The sequence below is a fragment of the Glycomyces arizonensis DSM 44726 genome (assembly GCF_000482705.1).
Taxonomy (GTDB): domain Bacteria; phylum Actinomycetota; class Actinomycetes; order Mycobacteriales; family Micromonosporaceae; genus Glycomyces; species Glycomyces arizonensis.
Genome location: NZ_AXWO01000008.1, coordinates 143,654 through 169,396, shown reverse-complemented (window position 1 = coordinate 169,396; position 25,743 = coordinate 143,654). Strand labels below are relative to the sequence as shown.

At 72.9% G+C, this 25,743-nt stretch carries 25 protein-coding genes and 1 riboswitch; of the genes, 19 read left to right on the top strand and 6 right to left on the bottom strand.

Features of this window, described 5'->3' with window-relative positions; translation table 11 throughout:
* Nucleotides 1–83: 83 nt before the first annotated feature.
* The 3 genes from H613_RS29170 (at nt 84) to H613_RS0110090 (ending at nt 1,714) form a co-directional block, all read left to right on the top strand.
* Nucleotides 84–845 (top strand): hypothetical protein, encoded by a 762-nt coding sequence (locus tag H613_RS29170; RefSeq protein WP_051393198.1) that lies wholly within the window; start codon nt 84–86, stop codon nt 843–845.
* Between the two features lie 121 nt (nt 846–966).
* Nucleotides 967–1,032: riboswitch (guanidine-III (ykkC-III) riboswitch) on the top strand.
* A gap of 14 nt (nt 1,033–1,046) precedes the next feature.
* Nucleotides 1,047–1,361, top strand: a complete 315-nt coding sequence (locus H613_RS0110095; protein ID WP_026923695.1) for a DMT family transporter — start codon at nt 1,047–1,049, stop codon at nt 1,359–1,361.
* Nucleotides 1,362–1,363: 2 nt separating this feature from the next.
* Nucleotides 1,364–1,714 (top strand): DMT family transporter, encoded by a 351-nt coding sequence (locus H613_RS0110090; RefSeq protein ID WP_026923694.1) that lies wholly within the window; start codon nt 1,364–1,366, stop codon nt 1,712–1,714.
* Nucleotides 1,715–1,722: 8 nt separating this feature from the next.
* Here the strand turns inward: H613_RS0110090 and H613_RS25735 are convergent, their stop codons facing one another.
* Nucleotides 1,723–2,313: a TetR/AcrR family transcriptional regulator gene (locus H613_RS25735; RefSeq protein WP_169731981.1), complete on the bottom strand. Its 591-nt coding sequence runs from the start codon at nt 2,311–2,313 to the stop codon at nt 1,723–1,725.
* Between the two features lie 79 nt (nt 2,314–2,392).
* On the opposite strand from H613_RS25735, the gene H613_RS0110080 reads away from it, so the two are divergent.
* A complete protein-coding gene (locus H613_RS0110080) occupies nt 2,393–3,241 on the top strand; it encodes an alpha/beta fold hydrolase (protein ID WP_051393197.1) in 849 nt (282 codons plus the stop codon).
* Here the strand turns inward: H613_RS0110080 and H613_RS25730 are convergent.
* Both H613_RS25730 and H613_RS0110070 read right to left on the bottom strand, forming a co-directional pair.
* Complete coding sequence (locus H613_RS25730; RefSeq protein WP_084546507.1) at nt 3,228–4,898, bottom strand: helix-turn-helix domain-containing protein; 1,671 nt, start codon at nt 4,896–4,898, stop codon at nt 3,228–3,230. The genes H613_RS0110080 and H613_RS25730 overlap by 14 nt on opposite strands.
* 95 nt (nt 4,899–4,993) lie before the next feature.
* A complete protein-coding gene (locus H613_RS0110070; protein ID WP_026923692.1) occupies nt 4,994–5,896 on the bottom strand; it encodes a poly(ethylene terephthalate) hydrolase family protein in 903 nt (300 codons plus the stop codon).
* Between the two features lie 267 nt (nt 5,897–6,163).
* On the opposite strand from H613_RS0110070, the gene H613_RS0110065 reads away from it, so the two are divergent.
* The 11 genes from H613_RS0110065 to H613_RS0110015 all read left to right on the top strand — a co-directional run bounded on the left by H613_RS0110065 (nt 6,164) and on the right by H613_RS0110015 (nt 18,350).
* Nucleotides 6,164–7,228 (top strand): LacI family DNA-binding transcriptional regulator, encoded by a 1,065-nt coding sequence (locus H613_RS0110065; protein WP_245598521.1) that lies wholly within the window; start codon nt 6,164–6,166, stop codon nt 7,226–7,228.
* Nucleotides 7,225–8,157: a carbohydrate ABC transporter permease gene (locus tag H613_RS0110060; protein WP_026923690.1), complete on the top strand. Its 933-nt coding sequence runs from the start codon at nt 7,225–7,227 to the stop codon at nt 8,155–8,157. The genes H613_RS0110065 and H613_RS0110060 overlap by 4 nt, the downstream gene beginning before the upstream one ends.
* Nucleotides 8,158–8,234: 77 nt before the next feature.
* Entirely contained in the window at nt 8,235–9,014 is a 780-nt protein-coding gene (locus H613_RS0110055; RefSeq protein ID WP_051393208.1) for an ABC transporter permease subunit, read from the top strand.
* 47 nt (nt 9,015–9,061) lie between these two features.
* Nucleotides 9,062–10,351 (top strand): extracellular solute-binding protein, encoded by a 1,290-nt coding sequence (locus H613_RS0110050; protein WP_026923688.1) that lies wholly within the window; start codon nt 9,062–9,064, stop codon nt 10,349–10,351.
* Nucleotides 10,352–10,445: 94 nt separating this feature from the next.
* Nucleotides 10,446–11,597, top strand: coding sequence for an ADP-ribosylglycohydrolase family protein (locus H613_RS0110045; protein ID WP_026923687.1), 1,152 nt, complete (start codon nt 10,446–10,448; stop codon nt 11,595–11,597).
* A 2-nt stretch (nt 11,598–11,599) separates the two neighbouring features.
* Nucleotides 11,600–12,949: an ADP-ribosylglycohydrolase family protein gene (locus tag H613_RS0110040; RefSeq protein WP_026923686.1), complete on the top strand. Its 1,350-nt coding sequence runs from the start codon at nt 11,600–11,602 to the stop codon at nt 12,947–12,949.
* Complete coding sequence (locus H613_RS0110035; RefSeq protein ID WP_026923685.1) at nt 12,946–13,842, top strand: ribokinase; 897 nt, start codon at nt 12,946–12,948, stop codon at nt 13,840–13,842. The genes H613_RS0110040 and H613_RS0110035 overlap by 4 nt, the downstream gene beginning before the upstream one ends.
* Nucleotides 13,823–15,841, top strand: coding sequence for an SUMF1/EgtB/PvdO family nonheme iron enzyme (locus H613_RS0110030; RefSeq protein WP_051393195.1), 2,019 nt, complete (start codon nt 13,823–13,825; stop codon nt 15,839–15,841). The genes H613_RS0110035 and H613_RS0110030 overlap by 20 nt, the downstream gene beginning before the upstream one ends.
* The gene (locus tag H613_RS0110025; protein ID WP_026923683.1) at nt 15,838–17,025 is read left to right on the top strand and encodes a CaiB/BaiF CoA transferase family protein; all 1,188 of its coding nucleotides are present in this window, start codon (nt 15,838–15,840) and stop codon (nt 17,023–17,025) included. The genes H613_RS0110030 and H613_RS0110025 overlap by 4 nt, the downstream gene beginning before the upstream one ends.
* A complete protein-coding gene (locus H613_RS0110020; RefSeq protein ID WP_026923682.1) occupies nt 17,022–17,816 on the top strand; it encodes an HpcH/HpaI aldolase/citrate lyase family protein in 795 nt (264 codons plus the stop codon). The genes H613_RS0110025 and H613_RS0110020 overlap by 4 nt, the downstream gene beginning before the upstream one ends.
* A 78-nt stretch (nt 17,817–17,894) precedes the next feature.
* A complete protein-coding gene (locus H613_RS0110015; RefSeq protein ID WP_026923681.1) occupies nt 17,895–18,350 on the top strand; it encodes a DUF4383 domain-containing protein in 456 nt (151 codons plus the stop codon).
* An 80-nt stretch (nt 18,351–18,430) separates the two neighbouring features.
* On the opposite strand, the gene H613_RS0110010 is transcribed toward H613_RS0110015, so the two are convergent.
* From H613_RS0110010 to H613_RS25720, 3 genes are read right to left on the bottom strand one after another with little or no spacing between them, the layout of a single operon-like run.
* Entirely contained in the window at nt 18,431–19,045 is a 615-nt protein-coding gene (locus H613_RS0110010; protein WP_051393194.1) for a LysE/ArgO family amino acid transporter, read from the bottom strand.
* Nucleotides 19,042–19,773, bottom strand: coding sequence for a B3/B4 domain-containing protein (locus tag H613_RS25725; protein WP_051393193.1), 732 nt, complete (start codon nt 19,771–19,773; stop codon nt 19,042–19,044). The genes H613_RS0110010 and H613_RS25725 overlap by 4 nt, the downstream gene beginning before the upstream one ends.
* 37 nt (nt 19,774–19,810) lie before the next feature.
* Nucleotides 19,811–20,785: a fatty acid desaturase family protein gene (locus tag H613_RS25720; protein ID WP_084546506.1), complete on the bottom strand. Its 975-nt coding sequence runs from the start codon at nt 20,783–20,785 to the stop codon at nt 19,811–19,813.
* A gap of 482 nt (nt 20,786–21,267) precedes the next feature.
* Here H613_RS25720 and H613_RS25715 point away from each other — a divergent pair, with 482 nt between their 5' ends.
* From H613_RS25715 to H613_RS0109980, 4 genes are read left to right on the top strand one after another with little or no spacing between them, the layout of a single operon-like run.
* Nucleotides 21,268–22,287 carry an FkbO/Hyg5 family chorismatase gene (locus H613_RS25715; RefSeq protein ID WP_051393191.1) on the top strand — a complete coding sequence of 340 codons (1,020 nt, stop codon included), beginning with the start codon at nt 21,268–21,270 and terminating at the stop codon, nt 22,285–22,287.
* The gene (locus H613_RS0109990) at nt 22,284–23,519 is read left to right on the top strand and encodes an aminotransferase class I/II-fold pyridoxal phosphate-dependent enzyme (protein ID WP_026923679.1); all 1,236 of its coding nucleotides are present in this window, start codon (nt 22,284–22,286) and stop codon (nt 23,517–23,519) included. The genes H613_RS25715 and H613_RS0109990 overlap by 4 nt, the downstream gene beginning before the upstream one ends.
* Nucleotides 23,516–24,697, top strand: a complete 1,182-nt coding sequence (locus H613_RS0109985; RefSeq protein ID WP_026923678.1) for an FAD-dependent monooxygenase — start codon at nt 23,516–23,518, stop codon at nt 24,695–24,697. Before H613_RS0109990 ends, H613_RS0109985 begins: the two co-directional genes overlap by 4 nt.
* A complete protein-coding gene (locus H613_RS0109980; protein WP_026923677.1) occupies nt 24,694–25,743 on the top strand; it encodes a cupin domain-containing protein in 1,050 nt (349 codons plus the stop codon). The genes H613_RS0109985 and H613_RS0109980 overlap by 4 nt, the downstream gene beginning before the upstream one ends.

The window sequence follows — 25,743 nt, the reverse complement described above, 5'->3', positions numbered from 1 at the left end:
AGCGATGCCTCGCCCGGTCGGTCGCGGAGGGCCGACCGGGCGAGGCATTCCCATGTGCGGCACCGCCAACGCATAATGAGCGAATGCACCCTGCCGAGCCCTGGCCGGGCGGCCCCGACGCCATCTGGGCCGCGTCGGCGAACACCGCCCCCGCACCCCGGCCGCCGGCTCCCGACGTCACCGGCTTCGACGACTTCGTCCGCCGCGCCGCACCGTCCGAGCCGGGACTGTTCGGCCCCGTCGTCTTCGCCGTTCTCGGGGCCATCTTCCTGGTGTACGCGTTCGTGTTCAGGGCCTACATGCCCGAATTCCCCGACGACGTCGACGGCGCGGTGGCCGTCATCCTGTTCCTCGCCGCCTGGAACTGGCTCGGGGCGCTGGCCCTCGGCGTCTGGTGCCTGATCACCGCCCCGAGGACGTACTACCGCGACAGGCGCGACCACCCAGGCGAGGTCCGGGCGCTCTACGCGGCGAGCCTCGACCGCGGCGTCGTCTGCGAGCTGTTCCCGACCGGTTTCAAGGTCCTGGGGGGCGACGGCTGGGATCCGACCGTGATCGGCGTCGACGCCCGCCTCGACGAGGCGGCGGCCGCGCGCGTCCGGCGCGCCTTCGCCGACTGGTTCGCCGCCGTCGAGGGCGACAAGCGGACCGACCGGGAGGTGGCCCACCGCCACAACGGCCGCGACGTCCTGCCCGCCGAAGAGGTCTTCGGCCGGGAGGCGGAGGGCGGTTACCTCATCCGCGGGGACTACCGGCGCGGCCGGTGGGCGCTGCTGATCGCCGACCCGCCCGCCACGAAGCGCTCCTGGTCCGTGCTGGCGATCGGCGAGGAGGCGACGGCCTGAACCGCCCGCCCGACACGAAGCCGAGGCCGGGTTCCCGAACGGTCCGGCCGCGGTGAGCGAGCCGCACGGTTCCCGCGGGCGTCGTTCACGGCCGCGGTGCGGCCGCCGCCGTAGACTTGCCGCGGGACCCGGTGGGCGGGTCCGCGGACGAGGGAGCCGTACCCGCACCCCGACAAGACGGCCTGAGAAGGAGTCATTGTCGTGGCGTGGTTGATCCTGATCGCCTCCGGCGTGCTGGAGGCCGTGTGGGCGGCGGCGCTGTCCGCCTCCGACGGCTTCAAGCGCCCGAGGCCCACCGCCCTGTTCTTCGCGGCGCTCGCCCTCAGCATGGCCGGGCTGTCGTGGGCCATGACCTCCCTGCCGACCGGCACCGCCTACGCCGTGTGGACCGGCGTCGGCGCCACGCTGACCGTGCTGTGGGGCCTGCGCACCGGCCAGGAGCGGGCCACCTGGGGCAGGTCCCTGCTGCTGGTGCTGCTCGTCGGCTCGATCATCGGCCTGAAGGCGGTGAGCTGACGATGCCCTGGATCGTGCTCCTCGTCAGCGCCGTCTTCGAGGCCGTCTGGGCCACCGCGCTGGGCCTGTCCGACGGATTCCGCGAGCCCGTCCCCGACCTGGTGTTCGCCCTCGCCCTGACCGCGAGCATGTTCGGCCTGGGGTGGGCCGCGAAGCACATTCCCATCGGCACCGCCTACGCGGTGTGGACCGGCGTCGGCGCCGCGCTGACGGTCGCCTACGCGATGGCCACCGGCGCCGAGGCCGTCTCGGCGGCGAAGCTCGTCTTCATCGCGGGCATCATCGCCGCCGTCGTCGGCCTCAAGCTCATTCCCGACCGGCCGCCCTCCGCGAGGCGCTCCGGCGAGCGCTGAGGGGCCGCTCAGCCGCTCAGGTGCTCGATGATGCGGCGCAACTGCTCGGCGTAGTTGTCCAGGAACTCCGGCGAGTCGGCCGGGACGCCGCAGAGGCGCTCGATCATCGCCGGGACGGTCACCATCGCGGTCGTCGCCCCCATCAGGACGATCGCCAGATAGGCCGGGTCGAGGTCGGCGGCGAGGCCGCCTTCGGCCTGGAGGCGGCGCAGCTGCGCCACCTCCGGTTCCTCCTCCCCGTCCGCGGGCGCCGCCGGGGCGGGGAGCGCGGCGGCGGACAGGCCCTCGCGGACGAACATGCGCAGCAGGTCGGGGTTCTCGGCGAAGGCGCGCAGGTAGGCGGTCACCCCCGCGGCGAAGGAATCGGCCTCCATGAGCCCGGCCTCGCGCTCGCGCCACGCGTCGAGGAGCTCGCGGTGCAGCCCGGCCTTGCCGCCGAAGTAGTACGAGATGAGCTGGGTGTTGACTCCGGCGCGGGCGGCGATCGCGCGGACGGTCGCCCCGGCGTAGCCCTTCTCGGCGAACTCGGCCAGGGCGGCGTCGAGCAGTCTGCGCCGCGAGGTGGCCGCCTCGGGGCCACCGGTGGTCTGATCCTTCACCCGGTTGAGGTTACCTCCGCGTAGCGAATTTTCACACGCTTGCTTGACTTCAATCAAACAATTGAGTGAGAATGGGCTCATGTTCACCACCGACTCCCTGACCGCCCCCGACGGCGCCGCCATCGGCCGCCTCACGACCGGCACCGGCCCCGGACTCGTCATCGTCCACGGCGGATTCGAGTCCGCCACCAGCCACGGGCAGCTCGCCGAGGCCCTCGCCGAGACCTGCACCGTCCACCTGCCCGACCGGCGCGGCCGGGCCTCCAGCGGGCCGATCCCCGACGGCTTCGGGCTCGGCGGCGAGACCGCCGATCTCGCCGCTCTGCTGCGCGACACCGGCGCGAAGGCCGTCTTCGGCGTCAGCACCGGCGGCATCATCGCCCTGGAGGCGGCGCTGGCGCTCCCCTCGGTCGAGCGCGTGGCCGTCTACGAGCCGCCGCTGGCGGTCGGCGGCTCCATCGACTGGTCCTTCGCGGACCGCTTCGACCGGGAGATTGCCGACGGTCGCCTCGCCTCGGCGCTGGCCACCGCCACCCGGGGCACGCGGATGTTCGGCGGCGGCATGCCCCGGTGGGCGCTGGCCGCCGTCGCCCGCCTCATGCTCGCGGCCGGGGACCGCCGCCCCGACGGCACCCGGGTGACGCTGCGGGAGCTCACGCCGACGTTCCGCCAGGACATCGCGCTGGTGCGCGAGGCGGCCGACCGGATCGACCGCTACGCGGCCCTCGACGTCCCCGTGCTCCTGCTCGGCGGCGCCGGCAGCCCCGGCTACCTCAAGACGGCCCTGGACGCCCTGGAACGGGTCCTGCCGCACCCCGAGCGCGTCGAATTCGACCGTCTCAACCACGGCGGCGCCGCGAACCGCAACCGCGGCGGGCGGCCCGAGCTCATCGCCGCCCGGCTGCGCCGCTTCCTCACCGGGCCATAGGCTCCCGCTCGGGGGCATTCGCCACCAGCCGGGCCAGCTCCACCCTGGACCGCACGCCCAGCGCGGCGAAGATGTTGCGCAAGTGGTGGTCCACGGTGCGCACGCTGACCGAGAGCGCCTGCGCCACCTCGCGGTTCGTCGCCCCGGTCGCCACGTGCCTGGCGATCCGCAACTGATGCGGCGTCAGCGACGACAGGACCGCGTCCTCGCCGAGCCCGGTGGCGGCCTCGCCCGTGGCCCGCAGCGCCGCCCTGGCCTGATCCGCCCAGGCCCGCGCCCCGCACCGCTCGAAGCCGTGCAGGGCGTCGCGCAGGACGGCGCGGGCCTCTCGGGGGCGCCTGCGCCGCCGCAGCCAGTTGCCGTACAGCAACTGCGTGCGGGCCCGCTCATAGTCGCCGATGTCCGCCGCGTGCAGGTCGATGGCGCGCCGGTACAGGTCCTCGACGGTGTCGGCCCCGGCCCCGGCGGTCGCCAGGAGCGCCCGGCAGCGCGCGAGCTGCGCGGCCGCCGCCCGGTCGATGCCGAACCCGGCCCACGCCTGGAACGCGTCCGCGACCGGACGCGCCGCCTCGGCCTGTCCTGCGAGCACCGCGGCCTCGATGAAGCAGGGCATGAGCAGCGGACGCACCGCGAAGTGACCGCCGTCGGCCCGGACGAGCTCGCCCAGCCGGGCGGCGGCCGCCTCGGCCCGCCCCCGGCCGAGCTCGGCTCTGGCCAGGGCCCACTCGGCGAGCGTGCGCGTCTGCTCCAGGCCGTGGCGCCGCGCCGTCGACAGCGCCAGCGCGGCCTGGACCGCCACCTCCTCGGTGTCGCCCTCGACGGACGCGGTCAGGGCGAGGACCGCCCGGTGGTGCGCCGCGGTGTTGGAGCGCCCCGAGCGCAGCGCCACTTGCAGTCCCTCACCGGCGTGGGCGCGCGCCCTGGCGTGGAGCCCCGCGCGCATCTCGGCGTAGGCGAGGTGTTCGAGCGTCTGCGCGGCCAGGTCGTCGCGCCCCTCGGCGCGCGATGCGGCCAGCGCCCGCACGCCCATGCGGCAGGAGGTCGCGATCTCGCCGAGCAGCAGCGCCGCCATGGCGGCGCGGCGCAGCGTCTCCGGCGAGTCGTCGCGTCCGTGTGCGAGGACGCGCCGCAGTGGCCCGGCCGCGTCCGCGAAGCGCTGTTCGAGGAGCGCGTGCAGGCCGAGGAGGTGATCGCGCAGGCGCGCGCAGTCGCCCTCGACGGGCGTGGCGGCCGTCAGCACGGACCGGGCCGCCTCCAGCGCGGCCAGGCAGGTGGGACGGTCGCCCGCGGACCACGCGGCGTCGGCGGCGGCGAGGACCGCGGTGAGCGCCGGGCGCGGATCGGCGACGCGGGAGCGGGCGAACAGGGACGCGGCGAGGAGCAGGGAGGCGTGGGCGTCGCTCACCGGACCGTCGCCCAAGGCCCGCAGTCCGCGCGCGAGTTCGGCCCGGGCTCGGACGCCGTCCGTCCCGGCCGCCACGCGCACCAGCAGCGGCTGGTCGGCGCTCGCCTCGGCGAGCAGGTGCGCGTCGGCGTCGGTCAGGACGAGCGCGATGCTGCCGTCCTCGAGCCTTCGGACGGTCGCGGCCACGGCAGGTGCCTGCGGCTGCGCGGGCGTCGTCGCCTGGGCAGCGGCCTGCGGTGCGCGCCGTTGCATGGACCAATGGTACAAAACCGAGCATCCGGCTTGGAAGACCCGCACGCGAAGACGGCGACCGCGCACGAGCGGTCGCCGTCCGGTGATCGAGCGGGTCAGCCGAGCGGGCAGGAGCCCCGGGTCTCCTCGATGGCGCTCTCGTCCGGCAGCGGGCAGAGGAACTGGTCGTAGCGGGTGTCGTTGTCCACGAAGCGCTTGAGCCACGAGATGGAGTACTTCGCGATGGTCGTGTTCGAGGTGTTCGGCGCGAAGTGCGTCGCGCCGTCGAGCTCGATGTACATCTTGTCGGTCGAGTCGGGAATCGAGTTGTAGAACGGCTCGGCGTGCGAGTAGACCGGGGCGATCGAGTCGTTCTCGGCGCCGAAGACCAGGGTCGGGACGGTGACGCCGGGCCAGGTCTTGTCCAGGTGCCAGGGCGTCATCGGGATGCTCGCCTGGAGCTCGGGCCGCTCGTCGGCCGCCTCGATCGAGCCGCCGCCGCCCATCGAGTGGCCCATGACGGCCAGGCGGCCGGGGTCGATGCGGTCGGCGACGTCGCTGTCCTCGACCAGGTAGTCGAGCGCGGCCTCCAGTTGGGACGCCCGCTGGCTCGGCTGGTCCCACCGGGTGTTCGTGTCGATCGTGATGACGACGAAGCCCTGCGAGGCGATGCGCGGCCCGAGCCACTGGATCGACGACTGCGCGGCGGTGTAGCCCGGCGAGATCGCGACCGCGCCGAAGGTGCCGTCAGAACGGGTGGTGGGGTAGTAGACGGTGCCGCCGCCGAATCCGGAGACCAGGGACGAGACGATCGTGCTCGACACGTCGTAATGGCCGCGGCTCGCCTCGATGCTGGACTCGCTCGGCGCGGGGCCGCGTTCGTAGGGGTTCTGGGCCGCGGCGGCGGTGGGGCCCGCCAGGACCCCGGCCCCGAGCATGGTCAGCATCGTCGCGACCACGCCGAGGGCGCGCAGGGCGCGGCGCCGTCTCGTCGGCGGATGCGATGTCGTTGGGCGCATGATTCGTCCTCCTTGACGGGAATCGCTGCAAGTGCTGTGGAACACCGTCACATACCGACCGGACGGTCTGCATCGGCGAAATCACCGGTCCTCCGCGTCCGGATGCGCGGCCTCGGCGATGCCGAGCGCCGACCTCGGCCCCTCGCGGCGTGTTCGGGCGATCGGTCGGCGATGACCAGTCGTTTCACCTCTGTCCGCGCCGCCGGTGACAGGAGTCTCTGGAAGCTGATATCGTTCTTGTAATCGTTCTTAAGAACGTTCTCAACGATGAGTGCCGTCGACGACGAAGGGCTGCGGATGGCCGAGACGAAGAAGTCGAACCTCGCGCTGGTCGCCGCGCGCGCCGGGGTCTCCGTGGCCTCGGTGTCCCGCGTCCTCAACGGCGGCTCCGCCTCCGAGGACATGACCCGCCGCGTCCGCGAGGCCGCCGAGGCACTCGGCTACGTGCCCGACGCCAGCGCCCGCACCCTCCGGACCGGCCGCACCGACCAGATCGCCCTCGCCGTCGCCGACGTCGGCAACCCGGTCTACGTGCAGATGATGCGCACCGTCACCCCGATCGTCGCGAGGGCCGGCTACCGCCTCGTGGTCTCCTCCACCGGCAGCGACCCCGACGACCAGATCGACCTGGTCACCAGTCTGAACCGCGGCTACGCCGACGGTCTCCTGCTGAGCCCCCTGCGCATCACCCCCGAGCTCATCGAGGCCATGCGCGCCAGCCGCCTGCCCATCGTGGTCATCGGCTCCCTCCCGCCCGACGTCGAACTCGACAACGTGCGCGCCGACTCCGCGACCGGCGTCGGCCTCGCCGTCGAGCACCTCGCCGCCCAGGGCCGACGCCGCATCGCGCTCGTCAACGGCCCGGTCGACACCGTCCCCGGCGCCGCACGGCTGGCCGGATACCTCGACGCGATCCGGCGCTTCGAACTCCCGTCGAGCCCCGAACTCCAGGTGACCGCCACCGGCTTCACCTACCGCGCGGGCCGCAGGGCGGTCGCCGACCTCCTCGGCCAGGCGAGCCCCGACGCGGTCGTCTGCGCCAACGACCTGCTCGCCGTGGCGGCGCTCAAAGAGCTCGCCGCCTCAGGCGCCCGCGTCCCCGACGACGTCGCCGTCGTCGGCATGGACGACACCGACGCCGCCGAACTCGCCACGCCCTCGCTCACCAGCGTCGACCTCGGCTCGGCCAAGCGCGCCAAGGCCGCCGCCAAGCTGCTCATCCGAAGGATCGAGGACCCCGAGGCGCCCGTCCGCGGGCTCGTCATCGCGCCCTCGCTGTCGGTGCGCGAGTCGACCGGTCCCGTGACCGACCACGCGGAGGTCCGCTCATGACGACGATCGCCCGGCCGCTCGACGAACGGCCGACCCGGCCGCGCCGCAAGCCGCGCCTCAGCGGCGGCGGCCGCGACGCGTGGCCGCTCGTCCTGCCCGCGCTGCTCCCGGTGATGCTGTTCAGCGTCTACCCGCTGGTGTACGGCGTCCTCCTCGGCTTCACCGACGCCCACGCCGGACTGGGCGTCGAGACCCACTTCAACGGCATCGACAACTACGTCGAACTGGCCGGCAACGGCCTGTTCTGGACCTCGTTCAAGATCGGCCTGATCTGGGCCTTCAGCGTCACGATCCTCCAGTTCCTCGCCTCCCTCGGCCTGGCGCTGCTGCTCAACCTCGACCTGCGCCTGCGCTGGCTCGCGCGCACCCTCGCGCTCGTCCCCTGGGCGATGCCGCCGGTGATCATCGCGATCATGTGGCAGCTCATGCTCAACCCGAACTACGGACCGGTCAACCGGGCCCTCGGCGCCCTCGGCCTGCCCGGCGACGTCAACTGGCTCGGCGAGTCCTCGATCGCGCTGCCGGTCGTCATCGTCGTCGGCGTCTGGGCGGGCATGCCGCAGACCACGATCACCCTGCTCGCCGGGCTCCAGAGCGTCCCCGCCGAGCTGAACGAGGCCGCCGCGATCGACGGGGCGAGCACCTGGCGCCGCTTCTGGCACGTCACCCTGCCCGCACTGCGCCCGATCATCACGGCGATCACCACGCTCGACCTGATCTGGAACTTCAACTCCTTCGCGCTCGTGTTCGTGCTCACCGCGGGCGGGCCGGGCGGCACCACGATGCTGCCGAGCCTGTTCGCGTACAACGAGGCCTTCCGATACGGGAACTTCGGCTACGCGGCGGCCATGGGCAACGTCATGGTCGTCCTGATCGGCGTGTTCCTGTTCTTCTACCTCCGCGGCCAGATGAGGAGGCGGCTCCAGTGACCACATCGACCAGCGGCTCCAAGCCGGGGCGGAACCCGTTCGCCAGACCGCTCCAGTACCTCGCGCTCCTCGCGTACATGTGCTTCCTGGCGTTCCCGCTGCTGTTCCTGCTCAGCACGGCCTTCAAGACCTCGCGCGAACTGCGCTCGCCGGACGCCGGGGTCCTCCCCGAGAGCCTCAACTGGCAGAACTTCACCGACGCGATCGAGAAGGCGGACCTGTTCACCGCCGCGGGCAACAGCCTCCTCGTCGCGGTGACGACCACCGTCATCGTGACCGCCGTGGCCCTGCCCGCCGCCTACGCCCTGGTGCGCTTCCGCACCAGGCTCCGCGGCCTGGCCACCGGCTGGATCCTGCTCAGCCAGGTCTTCCCGTTCATCCTCATCATCATCCCGCTGTTCCTGCTGCTCAAGAACATCGGACTGGTGAACACGCTGCTGGGCCTCGTGCTCGTGTACGCGGTGTGGGCGCTGCCGTTCTCGCTGTGGATGCTCCAGGGCTACGTGGCCGCCATCCCGGTCGAGCTGGAGGAGGCCGGCGCGGTCGACGGGGCGAGCCGGATGCGGACGCTCGGCAGGATCGTCCTGCCGCTGCTGGCGCCCGGACTGGTCGCCACCAGCCTGTTCACGTTCATCAACTCCTGGAACGAGTTCTTCTTCGCGTTGGTGCTCATCCAGGACCCGGACATGCAGACCCTGCCGCTCGCGCTGGCGCGCTTCGTCGGCTCCGAAGGGCAGGTCCAGCTCGGCCAGCTCGCCGCGGCCGCGCTCCTCGCCTGCATCCCGAGCCTCGGCTTCTTCATGCTCATCCAGAAACGGCTCACTGCCGGACTCCTCAGCGGCGCGGTCAAGGGTTGATCCTCATGACTTCGCCGAACGATCCTCACTACGAAAGAGAGAAAGCCATGCGCACTCGCATCGGCGCCCGAGCGGGCGCCGCGATCGCCATCGCCTTGCCCCTCGCGCTCACCGGCTGCTCGGCGTTCGGCGTCGGCGGCGACGACGGGGACGGCGCCACGCTGACCTTCCAGTCGCTGGCGTTCCAGGACACGACGATCGCCGCCACCCAGGACATCGTCGACGCCTGGAACGACGAGCACCCCGACACCCAGGTGGAGCTCGTCCAGGGCAGCTGGGACAACGTCCACGACCAGCTGGTCACCCAGTTCCAGGGCGGCACGGCCCCCGACATCATCCACGACGAGTCCGCGGACATCATGGGCTTCGCGAAGCAGGGCTACCTCGCCGACCTGAGCCCCTACCTCAGCGACGAGGTGACCGGCGCGGTCTCGGACGACGTCTGGCAGGCCGTCACCGCCCAAGACGGCTCGGTCGTCGCCGCGCCCACGCTGCTCCAGTCCTACGTGGTCTTCGCGAACACCGGCGCGCTCGCCGACGCCGGGGTCGAGGTCCCCGCCGGGGAGACGCTGAACTGGGACGACTTCCAGACGATGGCGAAGGAGCTCACCGGCGACGGCACGTACGGCGTCGGCTGGGGCATGAAGCAGCCGACCGCCGCCGTCATGAACCTGGCCCTCGGCTTCGACGGCACCTTCTTCACCGGCGAGGGCGAGGACACGCAGATCGAGGTCGGCGAGAACGAACTGGCCGTGCCCGAGCGCATCCACACCATGGCCTACGAGGACCAGTCGCTCGACCCCGTCTCGCTCACCCAGAGCGGCTCGGACGTGCTGCCGGGCTTCTTCGACGGCAAGTACGCCCTGTACGTCGCGGGCAACTACGTCGCCCAGCAGCTCGTCGAGTCGGCGCCCGAGGGCTTCGACTGGGCGGTGCTGCCGCCGCTGGCGGGCACGGCCGGAGCGGTCCAGGCGGCCAACCCGCAGACGATGTCCGTCGCCGCCGAGAGCGACCACGTCGAGGAGGCCGCCGAGTTCATCGACTTCTTCATGCAGCCCGAGCACCAGGCGGCGCTCGCCGAGGGCGACTGGCTGATCCCCGCCTCCAGCGAGGCGCGGGCCCAGGTCGCCGAGGACACCGCCGGTGAGAACGGCTGGGAGGCCATCCTCGCCTCGGGCGACGGGCTGTCCGCGGCCCCGTTCCAGGCGGCCGTCAACTATCCGCAGTGGAAGGACCAGTACGCCACGCCCGCCCTCCAGCAGTACCTGGCCGACGAGATCAGCCTCGACGAACTCAAGACGCAGCTCGTCGACGGCTGGTCCGAACTGGGCTTATAGGGCGACCGCACGCTGACCCGCGTCCGCCGGGGCGATGCGCCCCCCGGCACCGCCCCGGCGGACGCCGAACACGAACTCGAAGCAAGGAGACACGATGGACACGCTGGTGACGAAGTCGACGGGCGCGCTCGCGGGCGCGGCAGTGGGCGACGCACTCGGCGGCGCGGCCGAGGGGAACGCGCCCGAAGCGATCCAGAGCCGCTACGGCGGCCTCATCGAGGGCATCGTGCCCCCGTTCAACGAGGACTGGCGCCACGCCCGCCCGATCGCCCCGTACCACAAGGGCGACGGCCACATCACCGACGACACCCTCATGACCACGGCCCTGGTCGACGTCTACGGCACCGTTCGGGACCACCTCGACGCCCACGCGATCGCCGAGCACCTGGTGCCGCTGCTCATCGGCGAGAAGCGCTGGATCCCCGAGCTCGAATCGGAGTCGCTGCTGCTGCACCGCGTGTTCCTGGCCGAGAAGTGGCTCGTCGCCAGGCTCCACTACGGGCACATCGACCCGCGCGAGGCGGGCGTGGGGAACATCGTCAACTGCGGCGCCACGATGTACGTCGCGCCGATCGGCATCGTCAACGCCGGCGACCCCGAGGCCGCCTACGCCGAGGCGATCGACGTCGCCGGGGCCCACCAGTCGAGCTACGGGCGCGAGGCCGCCGGGGTCTTCGCCGCGGCCGTGGCCGAGGCGATGCGGCCCGGCGCCACCGTCGACTCGGTGGTCGAGGCCGCGCTGCGGCTCGCCAAGGACGGCACGAGGGCCGCGATCGACGCCGTCGCGCAGGCTGCGTCCGGCGTCGGCGACTGGCGCACCGGCGGTCTCGCCGAGCTGCGGCGCGCCGTCGAGCCGTTCGACACGGTCGGCCCGCACTACCGGCAGCCCGCGATGGACGCGCGCATCCCCAGCCGCACCAAGTCCATCGAGGAGCTCCCGATCGCCCTCGGCATGCTGATCGCCGCGAACGGCGACTACCGCGAGTCCGTTCTGGGCGCGGTGAACTACGGCCGGGACTCCGACTCGATCGCCGTCATGGCCGGGGCCGTCGCGGGCGCCCTCGGCGGCGCGGGCGCCGTGCCCGGCGAGTGGATCCGCGACGTGAGCGAGGGCAGCCGCATCGACATCACCGCCACCGGGCCGCTCATCGCCGCCGTCGCCCGCGACGTGTGGGCGGCCGACGCCGACCGCGCCGCGCGAGTCGCCGAGGCCCGAGACGCATTCGACACGGAAACGGTGAGCTGATGATGCGGCTCAGCTGGACGCAGCCCGAGGACCTCGTGCCGCACGCCTTGGTCGCCGCCGAACTCGACGGCCGCGACGCCTCCGGCGTGCGCGAACGCTGGCTCGCCGCGGGCGGCGCGGCCGAACCAGCCGTCAGCGGCGCGACGCCCGAACCCGCGTCCGAGGAGCTGCGCTCGCTCGCCCGCGGACTGCTCGCCGAACTCGACCGCCTCCCCGAGCCCGTGACCCTGCGCGAGGCCGAGCCCGAGGACCTCGACGCGATCCTCGCCGCCGCTGAGCCGCCCGAGCGGCGCGGCTCACGCGGCGCCGACTACGCCGACCGTGTCCTCGGCGCCTGGCTCGGCCGCGCCAGCGGCTGCCTGCTCGGCAAACCGGTCGAGAAGATCCCGCTCGAAGGCATCCGCGCCATCGGCCGCGCCACCGGCAACTGGCCGCTCGGCTCCTACTTCACCGAGATCGGGCTCGACCCCCACGTCGCGGCCCGCTACCCGTGGAACCGGCGCAGCCGTCCGACCAGCCTCGTCGAGAACATCGACGGCATGCCCGAGGACGACGACCTGAACTTCCCGCTCATCGCCCTCGCGCTGCTCGAACGCGTCGGGCGCGGCTTCACCACCGACGACGTGGCGCAGTCCTGGCTGGACAGCCTGCCGGGCGGGCGCGTCTTCACCGCCGAGCGCATCGTCTACCGCAACCTCCTCGACGGCTACGAGCCGGACGAGGCCGGGAAGGTGCGCAACCCGTTCCGCGACTGGATCGGCGCGCAGATCCGCACCGACGTCTACGGCTGGGCGAGCCCCGGCGACCCGGTGGCCGCCGCCCGCATGGCCTGGACCGACGCGCGGCTGAGCCACGGACGCAGCGGCGTCTACGGCGCGATGTTCGCCGCCGCCGCCAGCGCGGCGGCCGTCGCGGGCGCCCCGATCGACGCGGTCCTGGAGACCGGCCTCGCGGTCGTGCCGCCGCGGAGCCGCTACGCCGCGGCCGTGCGGCGCGGCGTCGAGCTCGGCCGCGGCGGTCTCGGCGACGAGGCCGCGATCGACGCCCTCCACGCCGCATACGGGCACCTGCACTGGGTCCACGTCCTCAACAACGCCGCACTGCTCGCGTTCGCGCTCGCCCGCGGCGCGGGGGACTTCGAGCGCACCATCACCCTCGCGGTCTCCGGCGGCTGGGACACCGACTCGGTCGGCGCCACCGCGGGCGCCCTCGCCGGTGCCGCCACCGGAGCGAAGGCCCTGCCGCCGCGCTGGATCGACCCGCTCGACGACCGGCTCGACACGTCCGTCCCCGGCTTCGCCGGGACCCGCTTCTCCGATCTCGCCGCCAGAACAGTGGAGGTGTCCCAATGAGAGTCGTCGTACTCGGCAGCGCCAACCTCGACCTCGTCTACGGCGTCGACCGCATCCCCGCGCCCGGCGAGACCGTGCTCGCCCACGGCTGCGAGGCCTTCCCGGGCGGGAAGGGCAACAACCAGGCCGTCGCCGCCGCCCGGTCCGGAGCGGAGGTGCGCTTCATCGTCGCGCTCGGACGCGACGCCGCCGGGGACCGCCTCGCCGCCGAGGCCCGCGGCGCCGGGATCGAGCTGCTCGACCGCCGCGTCGACGCCCCGACCGGCTCGGCCGTCATCTACGTCGACCGGCGCGCCGAGAACTCGATCGTCGTGAACTCCGGCGCCAACGCCGAACTCGCCTCGCTCACCGGCTCCGAACTGGACGCGATCGCCGCCGCCGACGTGCTCGTGCTCCAGCTGGAGACGCCCGTGCCCACGGTCGCCGAGGCCGTGCGCGAGGCGAAGGCCGCGGGCACCCGCGTGGTCCTCAACGCCGCCCCCAGCGGCGCGGTCCCGGTCGACGTCCTGAGCGACATCGACGTGCTCGTGGTCAACGAGCACGAGGCCGCCGAGCTCGCGGGCGCCGCGGCCGACCCCATGACGGCCCTGACCGGCCACGGCTGCGCGGTCATCATCACGCTCGGCGCCGAGGGCGCCCTGGTCGGCCTTCCCGGCGCGGGGCCGGTGCCCGTCCCGAGCCACAAGGTGAACGCCGTCGACACGACCGGCGCGGGCGACGCGTTCGTGGGCGCCTTCGCCGCCGCCCTCGACGGCACGGACCTCGAAGCGCTCGTGGCCGCCACCGGCTTCGCCACCACCGCCGCGGCCATCGCCGTGCAGCGCAAGGGCGCCGTCCCATCCATGCCGACGCTGGAGGAGGTGCGCAAGTTCCGTGCAGCGCAAGGAATCTGACCCCGACGAAGCCGCCACGAACACGTTCGACCCGCTGGTGCCCAGGCCCATCGACCGGCCCACGGCGCTGCCCTCCGGCGGCGCGATCGACCCCGAGACGGGCGACATCGCCAAGATCTTCGCGGCCCCGAGCGACCCCGCCGACTGGCCCGCGTGGCGCGCCGACCTCACCGTCTGGCGCGACGAATCCCGTGGGCGGCTCCGCTACAGCGGCGCCGCCTACGGGGACCCCCGGACCCGCTGGGCGAGCCGCGCCTACGCCGTCGCCCAGGTGTGGCTGTGGGACGAGCGGCTCTTCGACCACGCCGCGCAGCGGTTCACCGTCGACGCCTTCCTTGAGTCCATCGCCGACCAAGGCGGCCTCGACGGCCTCGTCCTCTGGCACGCCTACCCCGTGATCGGCATCGACGACCGCAACCAGTTCGACTTCTACCGCGACGTTCCCGACCTCAAGGGACTCGTGGAGCAGTTCCACGAGCGCGGCCTGCGCGTCTTCGTCGACTACAACCCCTGGGACACCGGCACCCGCCGCCCCGAGCGCGACGACGCCGACGAGCTCGCCGCGCTCGTCCAGGAGTACAACGCGGACGGCGTCTTCCTCGACACGCTCAAGGAGGGCGACGCGAGACTGACGCAGGCCCTCACCGAGACCGACCCGCCGCAGGTCCTCGAAGGCGAGTCCCGCGTTCCCAATCAGCGGATCGAAGACCACCTGCTCAGCTGGGCCCAGTGGTTCGCCGACTCCGAGGCGCCCGGCGTGCAGCGGGCCCACTGGTACGAGCGGCGCCACATGATGCACTCCATCCGGCGCTGGAACCGCGACCACAGCGGCGAGCTCCAGTCCGCGTGGATGAACGGCACCGGCGTCCTGGTGTGGGACGCCGTGTTCGGCGTGTGGGTCGGCTGGAACCGGCGCGACGAGGCGACGCTGCGGCGCATGCTCCGCGTGCAGCGGGCCGCGCACGAGATCCTCGTGGCGGGGGAGTGGTCGCCGCTCGAAGGCGCGACGCCCGAGGCGATCGCCGCCGGAGTCTACGTCTCGCGCTGGACGAAGAACGACGCAACACTGTGGACTGTTGTCAACCGCGCCGAGGGCGACTGGACCGGCGACCCGCTCGCCGCGCCGCTCCAGGAAGGCGCGCGCCGCTACGACGTCACCGCCGGAACCGCCGACCCGGCCGCGGTGACCGTGCCCGGCCGCGGCGTCACCGGCGTCCTCGAACTGGCGCCCGGCGCCGACGAGCCCGCCTGGCTGCCCGGACTGCTCCGCGAGGCCGCCGCCGACCCCGGCTCGGCGGACGCGGCCTTCCCCGCCCGCGAGGCGGTCCGCATCGTCCCCGAGCCCTCCGAATCCGCCGCCGCGCCCGCCGACGCGCTCCGCGTCGAGGCGGGCCCGCACCGCCTCACCGTCACCTACCGCCGCCGCGAGACCGGCTTCTACCAAGGCGCCCCGTACGTCGAAGAGTGGAAGCCGCTGCCCCCGCGCCTGCACGACGACCGGACCGAGACCCTCGACGTCGAGATCCGGCGGCCCGTCGCCGTCGCCGCCCGCGAGGTCTCGGCGGGGGAGTTCCGGAGGTTCCTCGACGCGACCGGATACGAGCCAGTTGCATCTGCGCGGTTCCTCTGCGGCACCGCCGGAGCCGACGGCGCCCCCGTGACGGGCGTGTCGCTCGCCGACGCCCGCGCCTACGCCGCGTGGGCGGGCGCCCGACTGCCCGACGAGTTCGAATGGCAGCTCGCCGCCGAGCGGCCCGGCTTCCAGCGCCGCACTCCCGCCGTGTGGAACTGGACCGAGAGCGAGCACTCCGACGGCGTCACCCGCTTCGCGATGCTCAAGGGCGGCAGTGACCACCGCGCCGAAGGCTCCGACTGGTACACCGACGGCGGCCGCCGCGACGCGACGTTCAGCCTCAAATACCTGATGCCGGGGCTCGGCGTCGAACGTTCGAGCGGCATCGGATTCCGCATCGCCCGAGACCTGGAGGACACCGCATGACCGCGCCGCTGGAGGGCCTGCGCGTCCTCGACGTCTCCACGCTCTTCGCCGGGCCCATCGCCGCGACCTTCCTCGGCGACTTCGGCGCCGACGTCATCAAAGTGGAGCACCCGGCCAAGCCCGACGCCGCGCGCGGCCACGGCCCGTCCAAGGACGGCGTCAACCTGTGGTGGAAGACCCTCGGGCGCAACAAGCGCACCGTCACGATCAACCTCGGCACCGAGGAGGGCGCCGAACTGCTCCTGCGGCTCGCCGCCGACGCCGACGTGCTCATCGAGAACTTCCGCCCCGGCACCCTCGAACGCTGGGGCCTGGGGCCCGAGGAACTCCACAAGGCCAACCCGCGCCTCGTCGTCGCCCGCGTGACCGCGTTCGGCCAGACCGGCCCCTACGCCTCCCGGCCCGGCTTCGGCAGCCTCGCCGAGGCCATGAGCGGCTTCGCGGCCCTCACCGGGCAGCCCGACGGGCCGCCGACGCTGCCCCCGTTCGGCCTCGCCGACGGCATCGCCGCGCTCGCCACCGCCTACGCCGTGCTCGTCGCCCTCCGCGGCGCCGACCGCGACGAGCGCGGACAGGTCATCGACCTCGCGATCATCGAGCCGATCCTGATGCTCCTCGGCGGCCAGATCACCGCCTACGACCAGCTCGGCACCCTCCAGCCGCGCAGCGGGAACCGCTCGGTCAACAACGCGCCGCGCAACGTCTACCGCACCGGCGACGGCGACTGGGTGGCCGTCTCCACCAGCTCGCAGTCGATCGCCGAGCGCGTCATGCGCCTGGTCGGCCGCGGCGACCTCGTCGACGAGCCCTGGTTCGCCTCCGGGCACACCCGCGCCCAGCACGCCGACGAGCTCGACGAGGCGGTCGCCGCCTGGATCGCCTCGCGCCCCACCGACGAGGTGGTCGAGGCGTTCGAGGCCGCGCAGGCGGCGATCGCGCCGGTCTACGACGTGCGCGGCGTGCTCGCCGACCCCCAGTACCGGGCGATCGGCACCGTCCAGACCGTCGAGGACGACGAGCTCGGGCCCGTCAAGATGCAGAACGTGCTCTTCCGGCTCTCCGAGACGCCCGGCGCGATCCGCTGGACCGGCAGGCCGCACGGCCAGGACACCGACGAGGTCCTCGCCGAGGCCGGCGTCACCCGCGAGCAGCTGGACCTGCTGCGGAAGCGGGGGGTCGTATGAGCCCGGTCAGCGCGCTGTACGTGCCGGGCGACCGCCCGGACCGCTTCGGCAAGGCCGCGGCCTCGGGCGCCGACGTCGTGATCCTCGACCTGGAGGACGCCGTCGCCGCCGACGCGAAGGCCGAGGCGCTCGCGAACGTCACCGCCTACCTCGCCGACCCGCCGCCGGGCATCGCGCTCCAAGTGCGGGTGAACGCCGGGGCCGCGCACGAGATCGAGGCCGTCCGCGGCACGGGCGCCGCCGTCGGCCTCCGCGTCCCGAAGGTCGAGGACCCCCGCGAGCTCGACGCGATCGCGCGGCTCGCGGGCGGGCTGCCGCTCACCGCGCTCATCGAGTCCGCCCGCGGCCTCGAAGCCGCCGCGGCCGTCGCCGCCCACCCCGCGGTGCGCGAGGTGGCCCTCGGGGAGGCCGACCTCGCGAGCGACCTCGGCAGCACCGACCCCCTCGTGCTCGACCACGCGCGCGTCCGGCTGCTCATCGCCGCCCGCGCCGCCGGGCTCGACGCGCCGATGCTCTCGGTCTACCCCGCCATCCGCGACCTCGACGGCCTGCGCGCCGACACCGAGCGCGGCAGGGCCCTGGGCCTGCGCGGACGCGTCGCGGTCCACCCCGCGCAGCTGCCCGTCATCGAGGCGGTCTTCGCCCCCTCCGAGGAGGAGCGGGCCTGGGCCAGGGCCGTCGTCGACGCCCTGGAGCACGGTCCTGGAAGAGGCGGCGGCGTCGCCACCCTGCCCGACGGCGAGATGGTCGACCCCGCCATGCTCGGGCGCGCGAGGCGCATCCTCGGCTGAGCCCGCCGAACGGCCGGTATGAAACCGATACGGCCGGGTACACCGGGGATGACCGCATCTCGCAGAAGGGAGCGAGGAATGTCTGACGTCAAACCCACGGCCCAGTCCGCGACGCGAACGCCGATACAGCTGGTCACGGTGATCATCTCGCTGGTGTTCCTGCTCGTGGGCATCCTCGGGTTCATCCCGGGGATCACCACGGACTACGACACCATGAAGTTCGCCGGCCACGAGTCGTCCGCCATGCTGCTGGGCGTCTTCGCCGTCTCGGTCCTGCACAACATCGTCCACCTGCTGTACGGGATCGTCGGACTCGCCATGGCCCGCTCGGCGGCCGGAGCACGGGCGTTCCTCATCGGCGGTGGCGTGATCTACCTGCTGCTGTGGATCTACGGCCTGATCGTCGACCGCCACTCGGACGCGAACTTCGTGCCGCTCAACGACGCCGACGACTGGCTGCACCTGGTCCTGGGCGTCGGCATGATCATCCTCGGCCTGGTGCTCAGCGGAGGACGCGCCAGAGCCAGGACCTGACCGACCGCGCCGCGCGCCCACGGGCGCGCGGCCCCAGCGCCCCGGCCGCTCTGGCCGGGGCAGCGCCCGTTCCCGAACGCTCACCCCAAGGCGAGCACGAATTCGACGGCGAGCCACGCCGAGAAGACCAGCAGTATCGCGCCGGAGGCCCGGTCGAACCAGACGCGGCGCTCCTTGGTGAGGAAGCGCCGCATGCCCACCGCCGCCCCCGCCAGCAGCAGGAACCACAGCCAGGAGGCGGACACCGCCCCGGCCGCGAAGACCGCGCGCGTGCCCACCGCCTGCGCGGTGATGGCCGCCCCGAGCACCCCGACCGTGTCCAGGATGGCGTGCGGGTTGAGCAGCGACACGGCCGCGGTCCGGCGCAGCACCCGGCCGCGCGACCGGACGCCGGTCTCGTCGTCGATGTCGGCGGGTTTCGCGCGCAGCGATCTGATCCCCAGGTAGGCCAGGAAGAGCGAGCCCGCGATGAGCATCGTCGGGCGCAGTCCCGGCACCGAGTGCAGCAGGGCCGAGGTCCCCGTCGCGCCGAGCACGATCAGCAGCGTGTCGCAGCAGCCCGCGCCGAGCACGGCCCACAGCGCTCGCGGCATGCCCAGCGTGACGCCCTGGTTGAACACGAACACGTTCTGCGCGCCGATCGGCACGATCAGCGCCAGCCCGAGCGCGAGGCCGGTGAGGTAGGCGGCCGTCACCGCCCGGAGACTCCCTCGCCGTCGAGGCGGACCGAGCGGGAGGCCGCGTCGATCACCCGGTGGGCGGTGACGGTCGATCCCTCCGACAGCAGCTGCGCGAGGCCGTCGGCGGCCGCGTCCACGGCCGCGTGCGCCTCCTCGGCCACCGAGTCGAGCACGAACACCGCCGACACCGTCGCGGGGGTCACCTTCGTGGCGTCCGCGTCGCGGTGGTTCCAGTGCCTGGTCAGGACCTCATCGCCCTGGGCGTAGACGACCTCGCCCGCCGCCGGGGCCTCCCGGACCTCCGGTTCGCCCAGCGGCGTGAAGCCGTCGCTCTCGGCGGCGTGCCTGATGTCGACCCGCTCGCCCAGCGCCGACAGGTCGAAGGCACCGGCGGGCACGCCGAACCGCACCGAGGCCAGGTTGTAGGCGTCCACGGCGGGGGAGATGCGGGGCAGCCGCCCGCTCTTGGCCAGGCGGCGCTGCAGGGCCTCGGCGCTGGGGCGCGTCCGCTTCGGGTTGGTGCCGAAGGAGCGGTAGGCCGCGTGCCACGACGCGATCCGCGGATCGTCGTCGGCGAGGGCGGTCCACTCGCCCGCCGCGGCATCGGACTCGAGTTCGTCCAGGGCCGCGGCCGCCTTCGGCCACGGCTCGCCGTTGCGCAGCCCCTCGACGGCGATCAGGTGGATCCGCAAGTGCGGAAACGCCTCGGTGACACCATCGGAGACGGTGAATTCGCGGTTCATCCGCAGGTCCTTTCCAGCTTCTTCGTCGGTCCGCCGCTCATGTCAGGCGCATCCCCCGGGCGGGCGATGTGAACACTCCCGAGCGCCACCGCAGCCGGGCGGCGTACTCGGGGTCGCCCGCCATGAGCCTCCGGTGGAGCCACGCGAGTCGATGATGCGGCACTCCCGGCCACATGTGATGCACCGTATGGTAACCGTCGCTGTGCGGATGGATCAGCGCGCGTTGCAGGAGACCGAGGTTGCTGATCGTCGCGTCGAAGACCGTGTCGGATCCGGTGTAGACGTGCTCGCTGGACTCGGCGACGAACCGCAGGACCGGCAGCGCGACCGCGAAACCGAGGGCCCATACGGCGGCGGCCGCGATCGCGACCGGTGCCCCGCCCGCGGCCCACGCCGGGGCGGCCACGAAGGCCGCGCACCACAGCAGGGGCAGCAGCGCGATCGCCGGTGAGGCCTGGAGGCTGTCGCGCCACCACGTGCGCTGGTAGGCGGGCAGCCGGGAGAGCATCGCCCCCGCGAAGGCGCCCGCCCTCGTGCGGTCGATCGATTCGAGGTCGAGTTCGCGGTAGCGCTGCCGGTCGGGGTCGTCGTCGGTGCCGAAGGCGCCGTGGTGCCGCAGGTGGCTCTCGCGGTACCCCGAGAGCTGCGCACCGGTCGGGAACGCCGCGATCGCGATCGTGAGCAGGTCGTTCAGCCGCCGGTGCCGCCTGCTCCAGTTGAAGTGCGAGCCTTCGTGGACGAGGCATTCGAGCGCGCGGAGCTGCCGCCCGACGAGGACCGCCGCGACCAGCGCGACCGGGGCGCCGACGGCGGGGCGCCCGATCAGCAGCAGGCCGCCGAGGACGCATGCCGCGATGACCGCGGCCTGGTCGGCCGCGGCGGCGAGCGCGCTGCGCCACGGGCTCGTCCGGTGCGCGGCCTTGAGGTCGTCGCGGAGCGCGGCCGGAGTCGAATAGCCGCGCCTATATCCGCGAGTGCTCACTGTGGCGGAAGAGGAATTCGTTTTTCGCATGGTCTGCTCCCGAAGAAGGGTTTCTCCGGAGACAGGGAAGCAGGAGATGCAAGATCAATTCCACCCATTGTGATGCACTTAACTCGGCGGCATTCGCCAAAGGAAGATCATTTGTTGGGAGGCGGCATTGCGGTGCATCGGCAGTCGATTGTGAATCGGGATGCACTTGTGAACGAAGGGGCTCGTGTAACTTGAGACGCAGATCGCATTTTTGTCATTCTCAATGATATCTACCTGGTGAAACAATAATGATCTTGCCATGATCGGCATTCGTGGTCCGCGCTGATGGAAGCCGCATGCTAGAGTCTCGACGGAATCACGATCGGACAACGAAGTCGGTCTCAGGTGCTTTTCTTCAACCCTTCCTCACCATTATTTGATCGTTCAATGAAAAGCGGTTCGCCACTCGGATGGCGCGACGGCCGCTGCATTCAGCCATGCCGTTTTCACCATCCGATTTGACTTTCAATGAGGTTTACAGTTTGATCAGCTCCACCCTTGCTCCCTGCATAGGGGACTGTCAGCCCGAGCCGCTCCCACGGGCCGCCGACGGGTTCACCCTCGCCGAGATCACCTACCGCAGCGCTCCCGCCTCGCTCGCGATCGCCGAAGGCCCGGCCGGGGGAGGGCACCTCGCGATGACGATCCCCATGGCCCGCCACGGCGAGTCCGGATACCGCGAATCCTGGCGGGGCACCTCGCCGCCCGAGACCGGCGACCGGGACGACGTCCTCTACGCCTGCACCGGCGAGGCGATCCTCTGCGCCACCGCCATCGAGCACCGGACGGTGTACGCCCCGTCCGTCGAGCGGCGCTACCGCGCCGTCTTCGACCTGCTCGAAGAGCGCGGGTACCGCCGCCTGCTGCGCGTGTGGAACTTCATCGAGACCATCAACGCCGTGAACGCCGACGACCTCGAGGTCTACCGGGACTTCTGCAAAGGCCGCGCCGACGCCTTCAGCGCCAACCCCGAGTTCTGCCGCTCCATGCCGGCCGCCACGGGCATCGGCTCGACCGGCAGCGGCATCGCGTTCTTCCTCCTGGCCGTCAAGGACATCGAGGTGCGCCACATCGAGAACCGCAGGCAGACGCCCGCATACGAATACCCCGAGCAGTACGGCCCCCGCAGCCCCAGCTTCGCGCGGGCCTCGGCGATCACCACCCGGCCGGGGGCCGAGCGCACGCTCTACATCTCCGGCACCGCCAGCATCCTCGGCCACGAGACGGTGCACGACGGCGACATCGAGAAGCAGTGCGCCACCACCGCCGAGAACATCGCCGAGCTCATCGACAGCTGCTACGGGGGCGCCAAGGACCTCAAGGACGCCACCACCGTCAAGGCCTACGTCCGCCACGCCCACCACGTGCCGTACGTCCGGGCCTTCTGCGAAGAGGTCTTCGGCACCGAAGCGTCCCTGGCGGTCTTCAACGTCGACATCTGCCGCAGCGACCTCCTGGTCGAGATCGAGGCCGTCGTGGGCGGAAAGGCGGTGCGGCCGTGACCGGAACGAACGCCGCCGACCTGGTGAACCCGGCGATCGCCCAGCTGGGCGCCCACCCCTTCCCGCGCGTGGCCGCCCTCCTTGAGGGCATCGAACCGCCGCCGGGCGAGACGATCGACCTGACCATCGGCGAACCCCGCGTCCCGCCGCCGGACTGGCTGCCCGCGCGCCTCGCCGAGCACGGGGCGAGCCTCGGCTCCTACCCGCGCAACGAGGGGACCGCCGACTTCCGCGCGGCGGCCGCGGACTGGCTGGGCCGCCGGTTCCGCCTCGACCCGCCGATCGCGCCCGAAGCCGTCATGCCGAGCTCGGGGGCCCGCGAAGTCCTCTTCCAGCTCGGCCTGCTCGCCGCCCGCGACCGCGGCCGCCTCGCGCTCATGCCCACCCCGCACTACGCGCCCTACCGCGCGGCCGCGCTCCTCACCGGCCTCGAACCGGTCTTCCTGCCGTCGACCGAGCGCACCGGCCACCTGCCGGACCTGGACGAAGTGGAGCGACGCGGCGACGAGGTCGCCCTGCTCACCGTCTGCGCGCCCTCCAACCCCGAAGGCGCCGTGGCCGACCGGCGGTACCTCGCCCGAGCCGTGGCCCTGGCCCGGCGCCACGGCTTCATCCTCGCGGTCGACGAGTGCTACAGCGAGATCTACCGGGCCGAGGCGCCGTACGGCGTGCTCCGCGTCTGCGCCGACCTCGCCCGCGATCGGGCCGGGAGCGGCGGCGACCCGTACTCGCACGTGCTGGCGATCAACTCCCTGTCGAAGCGCTCCTCGGCCCCCGGCCTGCGCGTCGGCTTCGCCGCCGGGGACCGCGGCCTCGTGCGCGGCCTGATCGGCCTGCGCGCCTACGCCGCCGGGACCGTGGGCTGCCCCAACATGGCCGCCGCCGCCGACCTGCTCCGCGACGAGGACCACGTCGAGCGGATCCGCGACTCCTACCGGGCGCTCTTCGACGCCGCCGACGAGATCCTCGGCGGCCTGCCCGGCCACCGATCCCCGCAGGCGGGCATGTTCCTGTGGCCCATGGTCGACGACGACGAGGCGACCGCCGTCGAATGCTGGGAGCGCGCCGGACTGCGCGTCATGCCCGGCCGCTACCTCGGCCCCGAGGCGTACGACGGCTTCCAGCCGGGACAGGGGCACGTGCGGATCGCGATGGTCCACGACCTCGCCACGACGCGGCGCGCGCTCGAACGGCTCGCCCCGATCCTGCTCAAGCGGGGGGTGGCGGCGTGACGATCTCACCCGTGCTCGTGGCGGGCGGCGGCATCGGCGGCCTCGCCGCGGCCATCGGCATGGCCCGCAAGGGCATCCGCTCGGTCGTGCTCGAACGCGACCGCGACTTCCTCGAAATCGGCGCCGGGATACAGCTGGGCCCCAACGCCCTCGCCGTCCTCGACCGGCTCGGCGCGGGGGAGCGGGTGCGCGAGCGCCTGATCCCCGTGGCGTTCCTGGAGATCCGCGACGCCGTCGAGGGAGGAAGCCTCGTCCGCCTCGACCTGCACGGCCGCTTCCTCGACCGGTTCGGCGCCGGATACGGCGTCATCCACCGCGGCGACCTGCTCCGCTCGCTCCACGAGGCGTGCCTGGAATCGGACCTCATCGAGCTGGTCCCCTCCGCCGAGGTCACCTCCTGGGAGGAGCACGCCGACCACGTCGAGGCGGTGACGGCCGACGGCCGCGGCTGGCGCGGCCGGTGCCTGATCGCCGCCGACGGGCTCCACTCCCGGTTCCGCCGGGACCTCGTCGGCGACGGCGACCCGATCCCCTCGGGACACGCCACGTTCCGCTGCCTCATCCGGTCCGAGCTGATGCCCGAGCACTGCCGCGTCGACGGAGCCGTGCTGTGGGCCGGACCGGGCTGCCACCTCGTCCACTACCCGCTCAGGGACCGCGAGGTCTACAACGCCGTCATCACCGTCCACGACGGCTCCACCGGCGAGGCGCGCGGCGAGGCGGTCGACGACGAGCCGGTGCGGCACCTGTTCGACCGCGTCGGCGACCGCGCCCGGGCGTTCCTCGAAGCGGGCACCGGCTGGCGCCGCTGGACGCTGCGCGACCGCGAACCGGTCGACACATGGGTGAAGGGCCGGATCGCACTCCTCGGCGACGCCGCCCACCCCATGCTCCAGTACGCCGCCCAGGGCGCCTGCATGGCCATAGAGGACGCCGCCGTCCTCGCCGACCGCCTCGCCGCCCACGACGACCCCGAGACCGCGCTCGGCGACTACGCCGCGGCGAGGCGGGAGCGGACCGCGCGCGTCCAGCGCCTCTCGCGCTGGATGGCCGCCGAGGTCTACCACCCCGGCGGGACGGCCGCCGGACGCCGCGACGCCATGCTCCTCGACCTGACCGAGGACCGACTGCTCGAACACCTGAACTGGCTCTACACGCCCTTGGGAGGCAACACATGAGCGACGACCGCCTCGAACGCTACTCGAAGTCCATCGCCGGCGACGGCCTCGTCCCCCTCTGGGACCGCTTCGGGGACCTCGTCCGGCCCCGGCCCGCCGGGCAGGCGGGCGCCCACATCTGGCGCTACGCCGAGGCGCGCGAAAGCCTCATGCTCGCGGGCGAGGTCATCAGCGTCGAGCAGGCCGAGCGGCGCGTCCTCATCCTCGAGAACCCCGCCCTGCCCGGCACCTCCTCCATCACCCGCAGCCTCTACGCCGGACTCCAGCTCCTGCGCCCCGGCGAGGTCGCCCCCGCCCACCGGCACACCCAGTCCGCGCTGCGCCTCATCCTCGAAGGCGAGAGCTCCTACAGCACCGTCAACGGCGACAAGACCGCCATGGGCGTCGGCGACGTCGTGGTCACCCCGCCCTGGTCGTGGCACGACCACGGCAACGACGGCGACGCCGCCGAGGACACCGTCTGGCTCGACGCGCTCGACATCCCCACCGTCTCCTTCTACGACGCCTCGTTCCTCGAGAACCTCCCGGCCGCCTCCCAGCCGTCCGAACCCGACGGGCGGGCCGGGCTGTGGGCCGCCGGTCTGCGCCCGACCGACCGGCGGCCCGAGGCCAACCCCCTGACCGCCTACCCCTACGTCGAGACGCTCAAGCGGCTCGAGCAGTTCGCCGCCCAGACCGACCCGCACCCCGTGCGCGGCTGGGAGGCCGAGTACATCGACCCCGCGACCGGCGGGCCGATCCTGACGACCATGAGCGCCTTCCTCAGCATCCTCCCCGAAGGGCCCAGCGCCGGGACGTACCGGTCCACCGACGCCACCGTGCTCGTCCCCCTCGAAGGCTCGGGCACCACGACCGTCGGCGGGCAGACGATCGGCTGGAAGCCGCGCGACGTCGTCGTCATCCCCTCCTGGGCCCCCTACTCCCACGACGTCGACGACGGCAGCGCCGTCGTCTTCTCCTACAGCGACCGCGCCGCCCAGACCGCCCTCGGCCTGTGGCGCGAGGAGACCGAGGCCGACGCCGCGCCGCGCAACCGAGGAGCCTGA

Bases quoted from the DNA above. Each gene is read 5' to 3' on its own strand.
- H613_RS25730 (WP_084546507.1), bottom strand. From the start codon at position 4,898: ATGCAACGGCGCGCACCGCAGGCCGCTGCCCAGGCGACGACGCCCGCG.
- H613_RS0110015 (WP_026923681.1), top strand. From the start codon at position 17,895: ATGTCTGACGTCAAACCCACGGCCCAGTCCGCGACGCGAACGCCGATA.
- H613_RS0110070 (WP_026923692.1), bottom strand. From the start codon at position 5,896: ATGCGCCCAACGACATCGCATCCGCCGACGAGACGGCGCCGCGCCCTG.
- H613_RS0110040 (WP_026923686.1), top strand. From the start codon at position 11,600: ATGCGGCTCAGCTGGACGCAGCCCGAGGACCTCGTGCCGCACGCCTTG.
- H613_RS0110060 (WP_026923690.1), top strand. From the start codon at position 7,225: ATGACGACGATCGCCCGGCCGCTCGACGAACGGCCGACCCGGCCGCGC.
- H613_RS0110025 (WP_026923683.1), top strand. From the start codon at position 15,838: ATGACCGCGCCGCTGGAGGGCCTGCGCGTCCTCGACGTCTCCACGCTC.
- H613_RS0110045 (WP_026923687.1), top strand. From the start codon at position 10,446: ATGGACACGCTGGTGACGAAGTCGACGGGCGCGCTCGCGGGCGCGGCA.
- H613_RS0110050 (WP_026923688.1), top strand. From the start codon at position 9,062: ATGCGCACTCGCATCGGCGCCCGAGCGGGCGCCGCGATCGCCATCGCC.
- H613_RS0110020 (WP_026923682.1), top strand. From the start codon at position 17,022: ATGAGCCCGGTCAGCGCGCTGTACGTGCCGGGCGACCGCCCGGACCGC.
- H613_RS25725 (WP_051393193.1), bottom strand. From the start codon at position 19,773: ATGAACCGCGAATTCACCGTCTCCGATGGTGTCACCGAGGCGTTTCCG.
- H613_RS0109980 (WP_026923677.1), top strand. From the start codon at position 24,694: ATGAGCGACGACCGCCTCGAACGCTACTCGAAGTCCATCGCCGGCGAC.
- H613_RS0110035 (WP_026923685.1), top strand. From the start codon at position 12,946: ATGAGAGTCGTCGTACTCGGCAGCGCCAACCTCGACCTCGTCTACGGC.
- H613_RS29170 (WP_051393198.1), top strand. From the start codon at position 84: ATGCACCCTGCCGAGCCCTGGCCGGGCGGCCCCGACGCCATCTGGGCC.
- H613_RS0110090 (WP_026923694.1), top strand. From the start codon at position 1,364: ATGCCCTGGATCGTGCTCCTCGTCAGCGCCGTCTTCGAGGCCGTCTGG.
- H613_RS0110055 (WP_051393208.1), top strand. From the start codon at position 8,235: ATGTGCTTCCTGGCGTTCCCGCTGCTGTTCCTGCTCAGCACGGCCTTC.
- H613_RS0110065 (WP_245598521.1), top strand. From the start codon at position 6,164: ATGAGTGCCGTCGACGACGAAGGGCTGCGGATGGCCGAGACGAAGAAG.
- H613_RS0110080 (WP_051393197.1), top strand. From the start codon at position 2,393: ATGTTCACCACCGACTCCCTGACCGCCCCCGACGGCGCCGCCATCGGC.
- H613_RS25720 (WP_084546506.1), bottom strand. From the start codon at position 20,785: ATGCGAAAAACGAATTCCTCTTCCGCCACAGTGAGCACTCGCGGATAT.